We start from the raw sequence: 13,341 nt of genomic DNA, 5'->3' as shown, positions 1-13,341 counted from the left end.
TCAGCCGGCCTCGACGGTGTTGTCTGGCTTGCGGGCCATGTATTCGGAAAAAACGCCGAGGCTCGCGTGCCGGCGCACTTCGGTGAAGCCGGCGGCGCGCAGCGCTTCCAGCACGCGCTCGGGCGGAATGCAGGCTTCGATGGTGTCCCAGTAATAGCGCCACAGTTCCGAGGTGTTGGTGCGGCGGCCGACGATCCGCGCAATCAGCGGAACCACCGCGCGCATGTAGCCCTTGAGCAGCGCGGTCGCGAAGCGGCCGTTCGGCTTGGTGATTTCGAGCACCACCAGGCGCCCGCCCGGTCGCAGCACGCGATGAAATTCGCTGAACGCCGCGGCCACGTCGCTGATGTGTCGCATCGCATAGCCCATGCTCACGAAATCGCAGCTGGCGTCCGACCGGGGCAGGGATTCCGCCACGCCTGGAACCAGTTCCACGCCCGGAAGGTTGATCTGTTCCATCATCCCGACGCTGGGATCGACGCCCACCAACTGGCCCGTCGAGCCGATGATCTTGAGCGCCTCGCGGGCGACCAGCCCGGTGCCGATGCCGACATCGAGCACTTGCGCACCCGCAACGAGTCCGGCCTGCGTCAGGGCGGCCCGGCGGTAGGACGGGCCGGTGCCGAAGGCGAGCACGCTCTCGATGCGGTCGTAGTCGGCCGCGGTGCTGTCGAAGATGCGGCGCAGGAACACCTGGTGCTCCGCCTCGTTCTTGTAATACAGCGGCAACGGGGTGTGAGGAGGCAGGGCGACCGGATTAGCGGGCACGACAGAAGGCGATGGCGTCATCGAAGGATTATCACCAAAAGACCCGGCCGCTTCGGCGCTGCCGCCCGGGCCGTTGTGCGCGCCGGACAGTAAACTCGGAGCTTGCTTTGAAAACACAAGACTGCGAGATAGAAAGCCATGGCCGGACATAGCAAATGGGCAAATATTCAGCACCGGAAGGGCCGCCAGGACGAGAAGCGCGGCAAGCTCTGGACGCGCGCCATTCGCGAAATTACCGTGGCTGCCCGCGCCGGTGGCGGCGACCTAAGTGCTAACCCTCGGTTGCGGCTGGCAGTGGAAAAAGCCAAGGCCGTCAACCTGCCGATCGACACCGTCAAGCGCAACATCGACAAGGCCACCGGCAACCTCGAAGGCGTGAATTACGAAGAAATTCGTTACGAGGGGTACGGCATCGGCGGCGCCGCGATCATCGTCGACACCATGACCGACAACCGCGTGCGCACCGTGGCCGAAGTGCGCCACGCTTTTTCCAAGCACGGCGGCAACATGGGCACCGAAGGCTCGGTGGCCTTCCAGTTCAAGCACTGCGGCCAGATCATCTTCGCGCCCGGCACCGATGAGGACAAGGTGATGGAGCTCGCGCTCGAAGCCGGTGCCGAAGACGTGATTACCGACGATGACGGCGCCATCGAAGTGCTGACCGCGGTCGGCGATTTCGAGGCCGTCAAGAATGCGCTCGAGGCCGGCGGGCTCAAGCCGGAGGTGGCCGAAGTCACCATGCGTGCCGAAAACACGGTCGAAGTGACCGGCGAAGACGCGGCCAGGATGCAGAAGCTGCTCGATGTGCTCGAAGACCTGGACGATGTCCAGGAGGTCTATCACAACGCGGCGCTTTCCGAATGAACGACATACAGCGAATGAAGGCCTGCGAATGAAGGTACTGGTAATTGGAGGAGGGGGCCGCGAGCACGCTCTGGCGTGGCGGCTGGCGCAGGCCAACCGGGTCAGCCGCGTGTACGTGGCGCCGGGCAACGGCGGCACCGTGAGCGACGAGCGCTACGACTGCATCGACATCACCGAGCCCGCGGCGCTGCGCGAGTGGGCCATGAAGGAAAAGATCGCGCTCACCGTGGTCGGCCCCGAGGCGCCGCTGGCGGCCGGCGTGGTCGATGAATTCCGTGCGCACGGCCTGCGCATCTTCGGCCCGACGCAGGCCGCCGCGCAGCTCGAAAGCTCCAAGGCGTTTTCCAAGGCGTTCATGAAGCGCCACAAGATTCCGACCGCCGAATACGAGGCCTTCACCGATGCGGCCGCAGCCCATGCGTACATCGATGCCAAGGGCGCACCGATCGTGGTCAAGGCCGACGGCCTGGCCGCCGGCAAGGGCGTGGTCGTGGCCATGACGGCACAGGAAGCGCACGAGGCGGTCGACTTCATGCTGGTCGACAACAAGTTCGGCGTGTCCCACAACGACGGCGGCGCGCGCGTCGTCATCGAAGAATTCCTGCAGGGCGAGGAAGCCAGCTTCATCGTGCTGTGCGATGGCAAGAACGTGACCGCGCTGGCCACCAGCCAGGATCACAAGCGCCTGCTCGACAACGACGAAGGCCCCAACACCGGCGGCATGGGGGCGTACTCGCCCGCGCCGGTGGTCACGGCCGAGGTGCACGCGCGTGCCATGCGCGAAATCATCCTGCCGACGATTCGCGGCATGGAAATGGACGGCATTCCCTACACCGGCTTTCTGTATGCCGGTCTCATGATCGACGCGGCGGGCCATCCCAAGACGCTCGAGTTCAACTGCCGCATGGGCGACCCCGAGACGCAACCGATCATGATGCGGCTCAAGTCCGACCTGTTCGAGGTGTTCTGGCACGCCACCGACGGCACGCTCGACCAGGTCGAGCTGCAGTGGGACCGTCGCGTGGCGCTTGGCGTGGTGATGGCAGCGCACGGCTATCCGCTCTCGCCGCGCAAGGGTGACCGCATCACCGGCATTCCGGCCGAGGCGCCCGATGCCGTGGTGTTCCATGCCGGCACCACGCAGCAAGACGGCGAACTCAAGACCAGCGGCGGCCGCGTGCTCTGCGTGACCGTGCTGGCCGACAGCGTGAAGCAAGCGCAGCAGCGCGCCTACGAAGTCGCGGCGCGCATCAACTTCGACGGCGCGCAATACCGCAGGGACATCGGTTTCCGCGCGGTTCACGCGCGCAACAATCCGCACGCTTGATGCAGCAGACCCATTCGGCAGCGGTCGGCGACTACCTGCGCAAGCTTCAGCAGGAGATCGTCGCGGCCGTCGAGGCAACCGACGGCGGCGCCTGCACGCGCGATGCCTGGCAAAAGGAGCCTGGAGAGACGTTGCAGGGCCACGGGCTCACCTGCATTCTGGAAGGCGGGGAATTGTTCGAGCGCGCGGGCTGCGGTTTCTCGCAGGTGCGCGGGCCCAGGCTGCCGCCCTCGGCCACGCAGAACCGGCCCGAACTCGCGGGGGCGCCTTTCGAGGCCATGGGCGTTTCGCTGGTGTTCCATCCGCGCAACCCCTACGTGCCGATCGTTCACATGAACGTGCGCATGCTGGCCGCGCTGCCCGAGGGCAAGGACCCGGTGTGCTGGTTCGGCGGCGGCATGGACCTGACGCCTTGCTACGGCTTCGAGGAAGATGCGGTGCACTTCCACGCCGCCTGCCGCGACGCGCTCGCCGCCTTCGGTAGCGACAAATACCCGCGCTTCAAGACCTGGTGCGACGAGTATTTCTTTCTCAAGCACCGCAACGAGCAGCGCGGCATCGGCGGCATCTTTTTCGATGACTTCGCCGAGGGCGGATTCGAAAACGGGTTTGCCATGCTGCGTTCGGTGGGCAATGCCTTTCTGCCGGCGTACCTGTCGATCGTGGAACGCCGCCGCGGCATGCCCTGGGGCGAACGCGAGCGGGCATTCCAGCTCTATCGGCGCGGCCGCTACGTCGAGTTCAATCTCGTGTGGGACCGCGGTACGCACTTCGGGCTGCAATCGGGCGGGCGCACCGAGTCGATCCTGCTGTCGATGCCGCCGCTTGCGAGCTGGGCCTACCGCCAGCAACCCGAGCCGGGCAGCCCCGAAGCTGCGCTGTACAGCGACTTCATCGTGCGGCGCGACTGGCTGTGAACACGAGCACCGCCGGCACGGCTGCGCGCATCGGCATTTTCGGCGGCGCGTTCGATCCGCCGCACAACGCCCATGTCGCCTTGGCCGAAGCGGCGCTTTCGCAGCTTGGCCTCGCCGAGCTGCACGTCATTCCCACCGGGCAGGCCTGGCACAAGAGCCGGACGCTGACGCCCGCGCAAGACCGCTTGGCGATGGCGCAGCTGGCCTTTTCGGAACTGAAGGGCACCGTGGTGGTCGACAGCCGCGAAGTGTTGCGCGACGGCCCCACCTACACGCTCGACACGCTGCACGAGTTGCAGCGGGAGCAACCCGGAGCGCAACTCGTTTTGATCATGGGCGCCGACCAGGCGACGGCGTTGCCTGCATGGCACGGCTGGCAGGCTATACTCGGCATTGCTATCGTTTCTGTAGCGTATCGCGCATTATCGACGGGCGACACTGCTCGTTTTGATCCGAAAATGCTGCCCGGCCTTCCGGCTGGCGCACGTTTCGAAGCGCTCGAATTGCCGGCCATGGACACCAGCGCTACCGATATCCGGCGGCGCGCGGCGCTTGGCGAGGACATTTCCTCGCTGGTTCCGTCCGCCGTTGCACGCTATATTGACCAACACCACCTTTACCGCTCTGCCTGATGACCACTGAAGCCGCCGCCAAGAAAGACACCCAGAAACTCCAGCGAGCCATCATCGATGGACTCGAAGACGTCAAGGCGCAGGACATTCAGGTTTTCGATACAGAGCATCTGTCGCCGCTGTTCGAGCGCGTGATCGTTGCGTCGGGCACCTCCAACCGCCAGACCAAGGCGCTGGCCGCCAGCGTGCGCGACGCCGTGCGCGAAGCCGGTTTCGGCAAGCCGCGCATCGAGGGCGAGGACAACGGCGAATGGATCATCGTGGACTGCGGTGCGGCCGTGGCGCACATCATGCAGCCCGCCATCCGCCAGTACTACCACCTTGAAGAAATCTGGGGCGACAAGCCGGTGCGCGCCAAGCTCGGCGGCACCAAGCCGGCCCTTGCAACCGCCGCCAAGGTGGTGAACGAAGAGAAGAAGCCGGTTGCGGCCAAGATGCCCAACCTGCGCCGTGCAAGCGCGGCCAAGACCGCCATCCGTGCGGCCGAGCAGGAAGCCAAGGCCGAGAAGGCCAGCCGGAGCCCGGCCAGGAAAACCGCCGCCAAGAAGGCCCCCGCCAAGAAGACCACGACCGCGCGCGTGCCGGTCAAGGTGGTCGGCAAGCCGGCCGCGAAGAAGCCCGCGGCAAAGAAGGCGCCTGCCAAGAAAGCGCCGGCCAAGAAGGCGCCAGCCCGCCGCGCATGAAGCTGCTGGTGGTCGCCGTCGGGCAGCGCATGCCCGACTGGGCGCAGACCGCCTGGGACGACTACGCCAAGCGCTTCCCGCCCGAACTCAAGCTTGAGCTGCGGGCCGTCAAGACCGAACCGCGCGGCTCCAAGTCGCTCGAGACGTTGTATGCCGCAGAGCGCGAGCGCATCGAAGGCGCGATTGCCAGGGGCATGCGCATCGTGGCACTCGACGAGCGCGGCACTGCGCTGACCACCAAGGCACTCGCTGCACGCCTGCAAGCCTGGCAAGGCGAGGGCGACGATGTGGCCCTGGTTATCGGCGGGCCCGATGGCCTCGACCCCGCCTTCAAGGCCGCGGCGCACGAGCGCATCCGCCTGTCCGACCTGACCTTGCCGCACGCCATGGCGCGCGTGCTGCTCGTGGAGCAGCTGTACCGGGCCTGGTCGGTCAACGCGGGCCATCCGTACCACCGGGAATGACCCCCGACTTCATCTACCTCGCGTCGCAGAGCCCGCGCCGTGCGCAACTGCTCGGCCAATTCGGCGTTCGCCACGAGCTGCTGCTGGCCGGCCCCGACGAAGATGCCGAATCGCTCGAAGCGGTGTTGCCCAACGAGTCGCCCACCGCTTATGTGCAGCGCGTCACGGCGCTCAAGCTCGATGCGGCCGTCGCGCGGCGCAAGCGCCTCGGACTCGTCGATGCACCGGTGCTCTGCGCCGACACCACCGTGGCCCTCGGCCGCACCATTCTCGGCAAGCCCGAAGACGCGCGCGATGCCGAACGCATGCTCGCGCTGTTGTCCGGCACCACGCACCGCGTGTTGACGGCTGTTGCTCTCCAGCATGGCCGCCGACGCCATGCGGCGCTCAGCGTGTCGCGCGTGCGTTTCGCAACGCTCACCAAACAGCAGATGGCGCGCTATGCCGCGAGCGGCGAGCCGCTCGGCAAGGCCGGCGCCTATGCGATCCAGGGCGCGGCGGCCGCGTTCATCGAGCACATCAGCGGGTCCTATTCGGGCATCATGGGACTTCCGATGTTCGAGACCGCGCAGCTTCTTCGCAGCGCCGGGTTCAATACTTGAGATTTCCATGCAAGACATCCTGATCAACTGGTCCCCGCAAGAGACCCGTGTGGCGCTGGTCGAGCACGGCGCGGTGCAAGAACTGCACGTCGAACGCACGCTGGAGCGCGGGCTGGTCGGCAACATCTACCTGGGCAAGGTCTCGCGCGTGCTGCCGGGCATGCAGTCGGCCTTTATCGACATCGGGCTCGAGCGCACGGCCTTCTTGCATGTGGCCGATATCGTGGCGCCGTTCACGCCGGGCTCGCGGCCGAGCGCGCCTGCGCCCGAGCGCGACCACCGCAACGGCGGTCCGATGGTGCCCATCGAGAAGCAGGTGTTCGAGGGCCAGTCGCTGCTGGTGCAGGTCATCAAGGACCCGATCGGCACCAAGGGTGCGCGGCTGTCGACGCAAATCAGCATCGCGGGCCGCCTGCTGGTGTTCCTGCCGCAGGACAACCACATCGGCGTTTCGCAGAAGATTCCTTCGGACCAGCGCGAATCGTTGCGCACCCGCATGCTCGCGCTGATCGAGGCCGCCGCGGCGGCCGACAGCGGCGGCGTGGTACCGGCCAACACCGGCGGCTTCATCTTGCGCACCAATGGCGAAGACTCGTCGGATGCCGAGCTGGCCGAAGACATCGGCTACCTGCGCAAGACCTGGTCGCGCATTCGCGATGCGTCGGGCAAAGTGCCGCCGATGTCGCTGCTGCACCAGGACCTGAGCCTGCTGCAGCGCGTGCTGCGCGACATGACCAGCGAAGACACGCAGACCATCCGCATCGATTCGCGCGAGCAGTTCGAAGTGCTGCTCAAGTTCGGCCTCGAATACATGCCGCAGGCGGCCGGCAAGCTGCAGCACTACAAGGGCGAACGGCCGATCTTCGACCTGTACTCGGTCGACGAGGAAATCGCCAAGGCGCTGGGCCGGCGGGTCGACCTGAAATCGGGCGGCTATCTCGTGGTCGACCAGACCGAAGCGCTCACCACGGTGGATGTGAACACCGGCGGCTTTGTCGGCGCGCGCAACTTCGACGACACTATTTTCAAGACCAACCTGGAGGCGGCGCAAGCCATTGCGCGCCAATTGCGGCTGCGCAATCTGGGCGGGATCATCATCGTCGACTTCATCGACATGGGGCGCGACGATCACCGCGAGCAGGTGCTGGCCGAGTTCCGAAAGCAGCTCGCACGCGACCGCGTCAAGACCACCGCCGGCGGTTTTTCGCAGCTCGGCCTCGTCGAGATGACGCGCAAGCGCACGCGCGAATCGCTGGCCCACATGCTGTGCGAGCCCTGCGCGGCGTGCGGCGGCCAGGGCATCGTGAAGACGGCCCGCAGCGTGGCCTACGACGTCATGCGCGAGATCTTGCGCGAGGCGCGGCAGTTCACGCCGCGCGAGTTCCGGATCGTGTCGTCGCCGCAGGTGATCGAACTGTTCCTCGACGAAGAAAGCCAGCACCTGGCGGGGCTGAGCGACTTCATCGGCAAGCCGATCTCGTTGCAGGCCGAGCCCGCCATCGGGCAGGGCCAGTACGACATCGTGCTGCTTTGAAGGCGCGTTAAAGCGTCGGGTCCTGGCCCGGCGTGGCGCTGCGCACCGCCAGCGTCTGCAAACGCGCATAAAGCCCGTCCAGTGCCATCAATTGTGCGTGGCTGCCTTGCTCGGCAATGCGGCCTTGCTCCATCACGATGATGCGGTCGGCATGCTGGATGGTCGACAGCCGGTGCGCCACGATCAGCGTGGTGCGGTTCTGCATCAGGCGCTGCAGGGCGTCTTGCACCAGCCGTTCCGATTCGGTGTCGAGCGCGGAGGTGGCTTCGTCGAGCAGCAGGATGGGCGCGTTCTTGTAGAGGGCGCGCGCAATGGCAAGGCGCTGGCGCTGGCCGCCTGAAAGCTGCGTGGCGTTGTGGCCGAGCACCGTGTCGATGCCCTGCGGCAGGCTTTCGACGTGAGACGACAGGTTTGCGGCTGCGATGCATTGCTGCACGCGTTCGCGATCGACTTCGGAGCCGAGCGCCACGTTGGCGGCCAGCGTGTCGTTGAGCATCACCACGTCCTGGCTCACCATGGCGAACTGCGCGCGCAGGCTTTTCAGTTCCCATTCGGCGGTGTCGTGGCCGTCGAGCAGCACCTGCCCGCCGCTCGGCAGCACGAAGCGCGGCAGCAGGTTGACCAGCGTGGTCTTGCCGGAGCCCGAAGGGCCGACGAAGGCCACCACCTGGCCCGGCTCGATCGTGAGGCTCACGCCGTCGAGAGCGCGGGCTTCATCCTCGCCCCGGTAGCTGACCTTGGCGTCGCGAAGCTCGATGCGGCCTTGCGCACGGGCGATGGCGAAGCTGCCTTGCGGCTCGGGGGCGACGTCGTCGATCAGCACCAGTCCGCGCTCCAGGGCGGCCAGGCCGCGGGTGATGGGTGCGGCCATGTCCGCCAGGCGGCGGATGGGCGCGATCAGCATCAGCATGGCCGTGATGTAGGCGACGAAGCCGCCCACGGTCAGGCCCTGCTCGCCGCTTTGCCAGAGCGCGATCATCACCACGACCGACAGCGCGAGCGAGGCCATCATCTGCGTGAGCGGCGTGGTGGCCGCCTGCGCGATGGTCGATTTCACGGCCAGCCGGTTCAGGCGCTGGCTCAACTGCTCGAAGCGTTCGCCTTGCGCCGCTTCCGCGCCGTGCAGCCGCACCATGCGGTGCGCGAGCACGTTTTCTTCGACCACATAGGCGAGCTCGTCAGTGGCCTGCTGGCCCTGCTGCGTCAGGCGGTACAGGCGCTTGGAAAACACCTTCATGATCCACGAGATGCTCGGCACCAGGAAGGCCACGATGAGCGTGAGCTTCCAGTTCAAGTAGACCAGGTAAGCGAGCAGCGCAATCAGCGTGAAGCCATCACGGGACAGCCCGAGCAGGGCCTGCACCAGCAGCATGGAGCCGGTCTGGACTTCATACACCACGGTGTTCGAAAGCGCGCTGGCCGACTGCCGCGAGAACAACGCCAGCTCGGCCCCGAGCAGCCGCTCGAACAGCACGCGGCGCAGCCGCTGCATGCCTTCGTTGGCGATGCGCGACAGCGCATATTGGGAAATGAACTGCGCAATGCCGCGCACCGCGAAGAGCAGCAGCACCGCAGCGGGCACGATCCACAGCGCCAGCTGGCCGCGGTTGAACCCGCGGTCGAGCAGCGGCTTGAGCAGGGCCGCCATCAAGGGCTCGGTAATCGCGGCCATCAGGGCGCCCACGAGCCCGACGGCCCACCAGTGGCGCGAGCCGCCGAACCAGGTCATGAGGCGCGCCATCCGGCGTATCAGGGGAGGGCGTGCGGTCTCACTGCCGGGGGATGCTTGCATGGCGGCGGATTCTACGGGCCGCCCAAACAAGCCTCCAGCAAGGTGTCATGTAGGACCGGTTCGCCCAATACACGTTTTGTGACGGCACGATCGAACCAGTGTGTAACATGTGGCCCGTCGCACCGGGGAGAACTTTTTGCCCCGAAACATCTCCGAACCGCATGCACAAGCCGTTGCCAGTTTCCATTCCAACTCCTTCCTCATCGCTTTTTGCACGCCGCACGCTCATCGCGGCTCTTGCTGCGACTCCCGTGCTGCCCGCGCTCGCCCAGTTCCGGGTCGAGGTGTCGGGCGTCGGGCTGACGCAGCTGCCGATCGCGCTCGTCCCGTTCAAGGGACAGGACGCGTCGCCCCAGAAGATTTCCGAGATCGTGCAGGCCGACCTCGAACGCAGCGGCCAGTTCCGCGGCGTCGATGCTTCGGGACAGGCGCTCGACGAAGCGTCGCGGCCCGATCTCTCGCTGTGGCGCCAGCGCACGGCTGATTCGCTCGTGGTGGGCAGCGTGACCCGGCTGGGCGATGGCCGCTACGACGTGAAGTTTCGCCTGTGGGATGTGGTCAAGGGCCAGGACCTGGGCGGCCAGAGCTACACCGTTCCGCAAGGCGACCTGCGCCTCGCATCGCACCGCATTGCCGACTACGTCTATGAGAAGCTGACCGGCGAGAAGGGCATCTTCTCGACCCGTATCGCGTACGTCACCAAGGGCGGCAGCCGCTACTCGCTGTGGGTGGCCGATGCCGACGGCGAGAACGCGCAAGCCGCGCTCGCGAGCCCGGAGCCCATCATTTCGCCGGTGTGGTCGTCCAACGGCCAGCAGCTCGCCTACGTTTCGTTCGAGTCGCGCAAGCCCGTGGTGTACGTGCACAACGTGGCCAGCGGACAGCGCCGGCTGCTCGCGAACTTTCGGGGTTCGAACAGCGCACCGGCCTGGGCACCCGACGGCGGCTCGCTGGCCGTCACGCTCAGCCGCGACGGCGGTTCGCAGCTCTACACCATTCCGGCAGCCGGCGGCGAGCCGCGCCGCCTGACGCAGAGCGCCAGCATCGACACCGAGCCCGTCTACTCGGCCGACGGCAGCACGATCTATTTCGTGAGCGACCGCGGCGGTGCTCCGCAGATCTACAAGATGGGCGCCAGCGGCGGCGCGCCGACCCGTGTCACTTTCAGCGGCACCTACAACATTTCTCCTTCTGTCAGCGGCGATGGCCGGTGGTTGGCCTACATCTCCCGCGTTGGCGGTGCGTTCAAACTCCATGTGATGGAGTTGGCAACCGGCAATGTCTCGGCCATCACCGACACCTCGGCAGACGAGAGCCCAAGCTTTGCCCCCAACAGCAAACTGATCGTCTACGCAACGCACCTGCAAGGCCGCGAAGCGCTCATGACGACCACGTTGGACGGAAAAATCAAGGCGCGGCTGGCGGGGCAGGCAGGAGACATCAGAGAACCGGACTGGGGTCCGTTTCAAAAGCAATGACCAAGGTTTATTTGAGGAGTTATAGATGTTGAAACGTACGATTTATTCGTTGGCTATCGTGGCCCTGATTGCTGGTTGCTCGTCGGGCACCAAGCTCAACGACACCCCGGTGACCGACCGCTCCGGAACCGCCGGAGGCCAGCAAGGCGGCGCGAGTTCGGTTGCCCCCGTCTCCATCGATTCCACCGCCGGCACCGCGCAAGGTCCGGTCGGCATCGAACGGATCGTTTATTTCGACTACGACAGCTACACGGTGAAGCCCGAGTTCCAGGCGATCATCGACGGCCATGCGCGCTTCCTCAAGGGCGCGCCGCAGCGCCGCATCTCGATCGAGGGCCATACCGACGAGCGCGGCGGCCGCGAGTACAACCTGGCACTGGGCCAGAAGCGTTCCGAAGCCGTCCGCCGTGCGCTGACGCTGCTGGGCGTGAACGACGCCCAGATCGAAGCCGTGAGCTTCGGCAAGGAAAAGCCCGCGGTTCAGGGTTCGGGCGAAGAAGCCTGGGCGCAGAACCGCCGCGCTGAAATCCGATACACCCGGTGATGCCACGCGCTTTGCTGCGAGGCGCGGCACTGGCTGCCGCCTTGCTTTGCGTTTCGGCCGGCTCGCAAGCCGCGTTGTTCGAGGATGACGAAGCGCGCCGCGCCATCCTCGACCTGCGGCAGCGGGTGGAGGCGATGCGCCAGCAGACCGACCAGCGGCTTTCCGACGAAAACGGCCAGCTGCGTCGCAGCCTGCTCGACCTGCAGAACCAGATCGAGCAGATGCGGGGCGACCTGGCGCGCATGACCGGCCAGAACGAACAGCTGCAACGCACGCTGGGCGAAATGCAGTCGCGCCAGAGCACCATCGACGACCGGCTGAAGCAGAACGAGCCCACGAAGGTGTCGGTGGACGGCCGCGAGTTCAACGCCGATCCCAAGGAAAAGGCCGACTTCGACGCCGCGCTTGGCATCTTCCGCGCCGGCCAGTTCGCGCAGGCGCAAACCGCGTTCGCCGAGTTCGTCAAGCGCTACCCGCAAAGCGGCTACAACGCCTCGGCGTTGTTCTGGCTCGGCAATGCGCAGTACGCCACGCGCAACTACAACGAGGCCATTGCGAACTTCCGTTCCATGCTGTCGCTCGCGCCCGACCACGCCAAGGCTCCCGAGGCCGTGCTGTCGATTGCGAACTGCCAGATCGAGCTGAAAGACACGCGCGCCGCGCGCCGCACCTTGGAAGACCTGACCAAGGCCTATCCGCAATCCGAAGCCGCTCAGGCGGGCCGCGAGCGTCTCTCGCGCCTGCGCTAGCGCAAGCGGAGCCTTCCGCTTGAGTGCAACCCTTCCGGAAGCATCGATCGTTGCCGCCGCGGATGTCGTCACCGACACCGCGGCGCTCGACTTTGCGCGCCGCTTCGGCGGCCTCGAGCGTCTCTACGGCGTGGCCGGTGCCGCGCGCATCCGCGGCGCCCATGTGCTCGTCGCCGGCATCGGCGGCGTCGGCTCCTGGGCCGTCGAGGCATTGGCGCGCAGCGGCGTGGGGCGGTTGACGCTGGTCGACCTCGACCATGTGTCGGAGTCGAACATCAACCGGCAGATCCACGCGCTCGACACGACCGTCGGGCAGGCCAAGGTCGAAGCCATGCGCGACCGCATTGCGCAGATCAATCCCGATTGCAAGGTGCTCGCCATCGACGAGTTCGTCGAGCCCGGCAACTGGACAGCGTTGCTCGATGCCGCGCAGGCCGCGAACGGACCCGCGACAGCCGTCATCGATGCGTGCGACCAGGTGAAGGCCAAGCTCACGATGGCCGCCTGGGCACGCGCATCGCGCGCTGCCTTCGTCACCGTGGGCGCAGCCGGCGGCAAGCGGCAGGCGCACAAGGTCGACATCGACGATCTTTCGCTCGTCACGCACGATCCGCTGCTGGCCCAGCTGCGCCAGCGGCTGCGCAAGGAGCACGGCGCACCGCGCGAAGGCCGCAAGATCGGCGTGACCTGCGTCTTCAGCCGCGAAAGCGTTGCACCGCCCGATGCCTCCTGCGCCATCGACGGCGACGGTTCGCTCAACTGCCACGGCTACGGCTCGGTGGTGAGCGTGACGGCCACTTTCGGGCAATGTGCGGCAGGTTGGGTTCTCGACAAAATAGCGAGCAACGCCACGCTATAATCTTTGGCTTTGCCGGATTCAATGTCGGCAAAGAAGAAAAATGGTTCCGGGACGTTAGCTCAGTTGGTAGAGCAGCGGACTTTTAATCCGTTGGTCACTGGTTCGAATCCAGTACGTCCTACCAGGAA

At 66.1% G+C, this 13,341-nt stretch carries 14 protein-coding genes and 1 tRNA gene; 13 read left to right on the top strand and 2 right to left on the bottom strand.

Annotation, left to right across the window (positions count from 1 at the left end; translation table 11 throughout):
- Window positions 1-789: a class I SAM-dependent methyltransferase gene (locus tag QFZ42_RS12790; RefSeq protein ID WP_307701308.1), complete on the bottom strand. Its 789-nt coding sequence runs from the start codon at window positions 787-789 to the stop codon at window positions 1-3.
- A 117-nt stretch (window positions 790-906) separates the two neighbouring features.
- Here QFZ42_RS12790 and QFZ42_RS12785 point away from each other — a divergent pair, with 117 nt between their 5' ends.
- The 8 genes from QFZ42_RS12785 to rng are packed head-to-tail and all read left to right on the top strand — an operon-like array spanning window position 907 to window position 7,791.
- Complete coding sequence (locus QFZ42_RS12785; protein WP_307701307.1) at window positions 907-1,632, top strand: YebC/PmpR family DNA-binding transcriptional regulator; 726 nt, start codon at window positions 907-909, stop codon at window positions 1,630-1,632.
- 28 nt (window positions 1,633-1,660) lie between these two features.
- A complete protein-coding gene (gene purD / locus QFZ42_RS12780) occupies window positions 1,661-2,959 on the top strand; it encodes a phosphoribosylamine--glycine ligase (protein WP_307701306.1) in 1,299 nt (432 codons plus the stop codon).
- Window positions 2,959-3,876 carry an oxygen-dependent coproporphyrinogen oxidase gene (hemF, locus tag QFZ42_RS12775; protein WP_307701305.1) on the top strand — a complete coding sequence of 306 codons (918 nt, stop codon included), beginning with the start codon at window positions 2,959-2,961 and terminating at the stop codon, window positions 3,874-3,876. Before purD ends, hemF begins: the two co-directional genes overlap by 1 nt.
- Complete coding sequence (gene nadD / locus QFZ42_RS12770) at window positions 3,873-4,508, top strand: nicotinate (nicotinamide) nucleotide adenylyltransferase (RefSeq protein WP_307701304.1); 636 nt, start codon at window positions 3,873-3,875, stop codon at window positions 4,506-4,508. The genes hemF and nadD overlap by 4 nt, the downstream gene beginning before the upstream one ends.
- On the top strand, window positions 4,508-5,191 hold the full coding sequence (gene rsfS, locus QFZ42_RS12765; protein ID WP_307701303.1) for a ribosome silencing factor: 684 nt from the start codon (window positions 4,508-4,510) through the stop codon (window positions 5,189-5,191). Before nadD ends, rsfS begins: the two co-directional genes overlap by 1 nt.
- A complete protein-coding gene (gene rlmH / locus QFZ42_RS12760) occupies window positions 5,188-5,655 on the top strand; it encodes a 23S rRNA (pseudouridine(1915)-N(3))-methyltransferase RlmH (protein WP_042579728.1) in 468 nt (155 codons plus the stop codon). The genes rsfS and rlmH overlap by 4 nt, the downstream gene beginning before the upstream one ends.
- Window positions 5,652-6,257: a Maf family protein gene (locus QFZ42_RS12755; protein WP_307701302.1), complete on the top strand. Its 606-nt coding sequence runs from the start codon at window positions 5,652-5,654 to the stop codon at window positions 6,255-6,257. Before rlmH ends, QFZ42_RS12755 begins: the two co-directional genes overlap by 4 nt.
- 7 nt (window positions 6,258-6,264) lie before the next feature.
- Window positions 6,265-7,791 (top strand): ribonuclease G, encoded by a 1,527-nt coding sequence (gene rng / locus QFZ42_RS12750; RefSeq protein ID WP_307701301.1) that lies wholly within the window; start codon window positions 6,265-6,267, stop codon window positions 7,789-7,791.
- Window positions 7,792-7,798: 7 nt separating this feature from the next.
- Here the strand turns inward: rng and msbA are convergent, their stop codons facing one another.
- On the bottom strand, window positions 7,799-9,583 hold the full coding sequence (gene msbA, locus QFZ42_RS12745) for a lipid A export permease/ATP-binding protein MsbA (RefSeq protein WP_307701300.1): 1,785 nt from the start codon (window positions 9,581-9,583) through the stop codon (window positions 7,799-7,801).
- Between the two features lie 161 nt (window positions 9,584-9,744).
- On the opposite strand from msbA, the gene tolB reads away from it, so the two are divergent.
- The 5 genes from tolB (at window position 9,745) to QFZ42_RS12720 (ending at window position 13,337) form a co-directional block, all read left to right on the top strand.
- Window positions 9,745-11,061 carry a Tol-Pal system beta propeller repeat protein TolB gene (gene tolB, locus QFZ42_RS12740; protein ID WP_444875726.1) on the top strand — a complete coding sequence of 439 codons (1,317 nt, stop codon included), beginning with the start codon at window positions 9,745-9,747 and terminating at the stop codon, window positions 11,059-11,061.
- Window positions 11,062-11,086: 25 nt separating this feature from the next.
- Window positions 11,087-11,605 (top strand): peptidoglycan-associated lipoprotein Pal, encoded by a 519-nt coding sequence (gene pal, locus QFZ42_RS12735; RefSeq protein ID WP_307701298.1) that lies wholly within the window; start codon window positions 11,087-11,089, stop codon window positions 11,603-11,605.
- Window positions 11,605-12,354 (top strand): tol-pal system protein YbgF, encoded by a 750-nt coding sequence (ybgF, locus tag QFZ42_RS12730; RefSeq protein ID WP_307701297.1) that lies wholly within the window; start codon window positions 11,605-11,607, stop codon window positions 12,352-12,354. Before pal ends, ybgF begins: the two co-directional genes overlap by 1 nt.
- Window positions 12,355-12,373: 19 nt before the next feature.
- Complete coding sequence (locus tag QFZ42_RS12725; protein WP_373423331.1) at window positions 12,374-13,213, top strand: tRNA threonylcarbamoyladenosine dehydratase; 840 nt, start codon at window positions 12,374-12,376, stop codon at window positions 13,211-13,213.
- A gap of 48 nt (window positions 13,214-13,261) precedes the next feature.
- Window positions 13,262-13,337: transfer RNA gene (locus QFZ42_RS12720), tRNA-Lys, on the top strand.
- The last annotated feature ends 4 nt before the right edge of the window (window positions 13,338-13,341 follow it).

Source organism: Variovorax paradoxus (genome assembly GCF_030815855.1).
Lineage (GTDB): Bacteria > Pseudomonadota > Gammaproteobacteria > Burkholderiales > Burkholderiaceae_C > Variovorax > Variovorax paradoxus_M.
The sequence above is the reverse complement of the archived record's forward strand: the minus strand, read 5'-3'. Positions and strand labels throughout refer to the sequence as shown.

What these genes read in the sequence shown, in the direction of transcription:
- tolB (WP_444875726.1), top strand. Translation starts at nt 9,745, where the DNA reads ATGCACAAGCCGTTGCCAGTTTCCATTCCAACTCCTTCCTCATCGCTT.
- hemF (WP_307701305.1), top strand. Translation starts at nt 2,959, where the DNA reads ATGCAGCAGACCCATTCGGCAGCGGTCGGCGACTACCTGCGCAAGCTT.
- ybgF (WP_307701297.1), top strand. Translation starts at nt 11,605, where the DNA reads ATGCCACGCGCTTTGCTGCGAGGCGCGGCACTGGCTGCCGCCTTGCTT.
- rlmH (WP_042579728.1), top strand. Translation starts at nt 5,188, where the DNA reads ATGAAGCTGCTGGTGGTCGCCGTCGGGCAGCGCATGCCCGACTGGGCG.
- rsfS (WP_307701303.1), top strand. Translation starts at nt 4,508, where the DNA reads ATGACCACTGAAGCCGCCGCCAAGAAAGACACCCAGAAACTCCAGCGA.
- msbA (WP_307701300.1), bottom strand. Translation starts at nt 9,583, where the DNA reads ATGCAAGCATCCCCCGGCAGTGAGACCGCACGCCCTCCCCTGATACGC.
- QFZ42_RS12790 (WP_307701308.1), bottom strand. Translation starts at nt 789, where the DNA reads ATGACGCCATCGCCTTCTGTCGTGCCCGCTAATCCGGTCGCCCTGCCT.
- QFZ42_RS12785 (WP_307701307.1), top strand. Translation starts at nt 907, where the DNA reads ATGGCCGGACATAGCAAATGGGCAAATATTCAGCACCGGAAGGGCCGC.
- rng (WP_307701301.1), top strand. Translation starts at nt 6,265, where the DNA reads ATGCAAGACATCCTGATCAACTGGTCCCCGCAAGAGACCCGTGTGGCG.
- purD (WP_307701306.1), top strand. Translation starts at nt 1,661, where the DNA reads ATGAAGGTACTGGTAATTGGAGGAGGGGGCCGCGAGCACGCTCTGGCG.
- QFZ42_RS12755 (WP_307701302.1), top strand. Translation starts at nt 5,652, where the DNA reads ATGACCCCCGACTTCATCTACCTCGCGTCGCAGAGCCCGCGCCGTGCG.
- pal (WP_307701298.1), top strand. Translation starts at nt 11,087, where the DNA reads ATGTTGAAACGTACGATTTATTCGTTGGCTATCGTGGCCCTGATTGCT.